Here is a 240-nt window from a genome sequence, read left to right as displayed (position 1 = left end):
GGTGGTATCGGAAGACCCGAGCTATTTCACGAGCGACTTCTACAACAACGCGGCTATCGGACGTGAAGGCGTAATCGCGGTGATCTCCGACAGCGGCGCGGTGCTCGCACGGCGCACGGGCAACGCCGACCATACGCAAGGCGTGTTCACGGCGACGGGCGTCTATCCGACTTCGGAGCATGTGTCGGGCACCTACATCGATTCGATCGACAACGTCACGCGCATCGTGTCGTACCGGCA

At 61.7% G+C, this 240-nt stretch carries 1 pseudogene; it reads left to right on the top strand.

Features of this window, described 5'->3' with window-relative positions:
* Window positions 1-240: pseudogene (locus SB753_RS40825) on the top strand (dGTP triphosphohydrolase); the annotation flags it as partial.

Source organism: Paraburkholderia sp. SIMBA_053 (assembly GCF_046534895.1).
GTDB classification, from domain to species: Bacteria; Pseudomonadota; Gammaproteobacteria; order Burkholderiales; family Burkholderiaceae; genus Paraburkholderia; species Paraburkholderia caledonica.
Note: the sequence above shows the minus strand (reverse complement) of the source record. Positions and strands in the feature narration are given on the sequence as shown.